Raw genomic sequence first — 3427 nt, forward strand, 5'->3', positions numbered from 1 at the left:
CGGTGCGGGCCGTCTCCATCGAAGCCGCGCAGTCCCTACTCGGCTGCGGGCGCTCGCGCATCTTCGAGCTTTTGAAAAGTGGCGCCCTCCGTCGTGCCCCGAAGCTTGGGAAGGTGGCCATGATCGACCTGCCCAGCCTCGAAGCTCTCATTGACGGCATCGCCCGCGAGCCAGCGCCCAGGCTCAAACGTGAGCCAGCGCCGAAGCTCAAGCGGCGCCCCGCCCAACGCAACGCCGGGCGGGGGGAAAAGGATGAAATCCTTAAGCTGATTCGACGAGCCTGATCTGCGCTCGCCGCACGGGCAGCAGTGCCGGATCGTCGGGGTGCTCCAGCTTGATCGGAATCTTGATCATCGGGGGCACCTTCACGTTGTCGTAAAAGCGTTTCGTTGTGTTTGCCGAGTGGTGGCCGACCACGGCGGCAATCGCGGCCAGTGGGAGCCCTCCCGCCTTGGGCCTCACTTCCTGGCCGCACTCCGAAGCCCAGGTAACGAAGCTGTGCCGGTACTCCCCGAAATGAACCGGCTCGATTCCAAGGGATTCACAGGCACGAGCCACAACCCGGCGGATATGGCTATCAACCGGCGCGGCCCCTCGCGCCTGTAGCCGCTGCACAGCCGCCAGGGTTTGCCGGTCGATGCTCTGACGGTGAACGTTCCCGCTCTTGTGAATGAAGGTCACCGTTGCGGCGATCTCGCCTTGGTCCTCGAACAGGGCAACTTTGCCCTCACCCTTCGCCAGTCGCTCTATCTCCGTGCCGTGCATCCCTGTCTTGGCGTGGATACACAGCACGTCGCGCACACACTGCACGTCGGTCATGCGCCGCGTTTCCTCCTGCCCGAAGTTGGTGAACTCCCATCCGCTGATGGCCCGATAGAGCCGCTCGGTGGTCTCGATGCTGTAACCCTTCTCCCGCACTGCCTTCTCGGGACGGGTCACGGGCACCTTGAGGGACACGGTGGGGTCTTCGGCCAGGGAGAGGGCCCCTTGCTCCCTCAACCAAGCGGCAAACGACTTGAGCGCCGTAATGCGGTTCTTCCTGGCCGTTTTGTGCTGGGCCAACTCCCGCAGCAGTTCTTGGAGGGTGACGGTGCGCAGGTCCCTCCCCGAGAGAGCTTCGGCCCACGTCGCCAAGTAGAAGCCCACGTTGCCCACGTAGCGTTCCGTGGTCTTCGCCTGCTTCATGGAATCGAGGAAGCGGCCCACTGTCTCGGCGTTGAGGTGAACGGCGGATTCCTGCTGCTGCTGCCGCGCCTCCCGCTTGGTGCTGTAGCCCTCGGGATCGCGCATGAAGAGGGCAAGCTCGGCTTCCGCTTCCGTCTCGCTGCGGGCGTCCAGGTGGACCGTATAGGCCCGTCCCTGAACCATCTTCCGCAGCACGAACACCGGACGGCCATCCTTCCCGTTGAACGTCCGCCCCCCTTTCCACTTCCCGGTCCATACCCTGTTGTTGCCCACGTCGTGCGCTCCGTTTTGGTCCTTATTTGGACCCCAGGGAGCACGATTTGGTCCCCAAAAGCAAACCGCGCCCCCTCGACAGGAGTGGGGCGCGGCTCACAGCGGCGGGTAACTTCTAGTGGAGGCGGCGGGAATCGAACCCGCCGCCTGGCACTCCCAGAGCGAGTCTGGTCCCCCAAGCAGGAGAGGAGGGGGCGAGCGTGGCACCTGCGACAGCGGTCAGGAAGGAACCGAAGAAGCAGCGGACGCCGCGAGTGGACTGGGCGAAGCTGCTGCGCAGGACGTTCGCATTGGATGTCTTCACCTGTGCCTGGTGTGGAGGCAGGCGCCGGGTGTTGGCGTACTTGACGGCACCCAACGCAGTGCGCGCCATTCTGGAGCACCTGTCACTGCCCACGCGGCCTGCTCAGCTGGCTGCAGCGCAGGGGCCACCCCAGCTCGCGTGGTGTTGCACCTCGAGCAGTCACGCTGCCCCAGACGCCCACGCCCCTGCTGCCTCCCCCTGGGGGGCCACCTGGGCCAGCGTGTGCCCAATGGGCCTGTACCGCGTCTCCACCGGCCCGGCGCACAGCCCTCGTGGCACCCGTCAGCAGCCCTCCTCGACCCCTCGGCTCCAGCCCTCTCCCTCAACACGGCCCCCATTCCGCCTATACGCACCTGCTGGTGTGGGCGCGGGGGGCCGCGCTCGCCGGCTTCATGCAATACCTGCGCGCCAACTTGTCGAGGAAGGTGGGGCGGTTAAGAGAAATAGGGGCACGGTGGCCCGAGATGCCAGCCGAGCCCGTGGCATCTGGGGAGGAAACGGCGGCTCGTTCGGGTGACGGGAACGGAGTTCCTATGGGCCCCAGCACGACCCGGAGCGGGCCGGGCTGAGTGATGAGGCCCAGGAGCCTGTGCTAATACAGAGCCTGCACATGGTGCGAATGAAGTCCTCCTGCACGCCTCCTCCCATGAACAAACTCTCTCCGCTGCTCCTGTTCATCCTGGCATTCTCTGGCGTCGCGTCCGCGGCGGTCGCTGGCCACCAGACGCGCACCATCGAAGGCTGGACCGTCCAAATCGATGATCGCTTGATGACGACGGACAAGGCCGGGACCGAGAAGTCCCTCGTGATCCTGGCGGCACAGTTGAAGGAGGTCGCCCGGGTCGTCCCCGCGGGGCCCGTGGCCCGCCTCCGCAAGGTGACGCTGTGGTTCTCGCCTCCATACCCCAATGCGCCGCCGGTCGGCGAGTATCACCCCAGCGCTGCCTGGCTGAGCCAGAACGGCCGCAACCCGGCGATGGCCAAGGGCATCGAATTCACCAATGTCCGCATCTTCGAGGCGGAGACCCAGCGGATGCCCTCATTAGTGCTGCACGAGCTCGCCCACGCCTATCACGACCAGGTCCTCGGCTACGACAACGCCGAGATCAAGGCGGCCTATGAGCGCGCGGTGGCCAGCAAGAGCTACGATCTCGTGGAGCGCAGGAACGGCCCCTGCCGTCCGAACAACACGTTCGAGCGCGCCTATGCGATGAACCATGTGCAGGAGTACTTCACGGAGACCTCCGAGGCATTCTTCGGGCACAATGACTTCTTCCCCTTCACGCGGGACGAGCTGACCCGGCATGATCCGACCATGGCCGCGCTGCTCCAGCGGTTGTGGCAGGTGACCGCGCCGCTCCCCGCTCCCGCGCCCCCGCCTGCGCCGCCCACGGCCGGTTCTCCGTTCAATGCCAACTGCTACTACCGGCTGACGACCCAGTGGCGGGGCGATGACATGTCGCTGGACATCCTCTATGACGGCAAGTCCAACAACGTCCCAATCCTCGCCAGGACGCGTAATGTCGACGGGCAGATGTGGAAGCTGACGCCCGTGGCCAACGGCGCCTATCGGCTGACGACCCAGTGGCGCGGGGAAGGCTTGTCGCTCGCCATCACCGCGGGCAACCGGCCCCTCCTCGTCAACTCGGTCACGGCGCCGGAGCA

Annotated in this window: 3 protein-coding genes; 2 read left to right on the forward strand and 1 reads right to left on the reverse strand. The window is 65.7% G+C overall.

The annotated features are described in order from the left end of the window. The coding region (locus VF794_RS08645) for a hypothetical protein (RefSeq protein WP_331108708.1) at nucleotides 1-284 on the forward strand (284 nt) is incomplete at its 5' end. Here the strand turns inward: VF794_RS08645 and VF794_RS08650 are convergent. Next, a complete protein-coding gene (locus tag VF794_RS08650) occupies nucleotides 262-1386 on the reverse strand; it encodes a site-specific integrase (RefSeq protein WP_331108709.1) in 1125 nt (374 codons plus the stop codon). The two genes, VF794_RS08645 and VF794_RS08650, sit on opposite strands and share 23 nt — an antisense overlap. Before the next feature lie 1022 nt (nucleotides 1387-2408). On the opposite strand from VF794_RS08650, the gene VF794_RS08655 reads away from it, so the two are divergent. Then, nucleotides 2409-3427: hypothetical protein (locus VF794_RS08655; protein WP_331108710.1), on the forward strand; the 1019-nt coding region annotated here is incomplete at its 3' end.

The organism is Archangium sp., assembly GCF_036389735.1.
GTDB lineage: Bacteria > Myxococcota > Myxococcia > Myxococcales > Myxococcaceae > Archangium.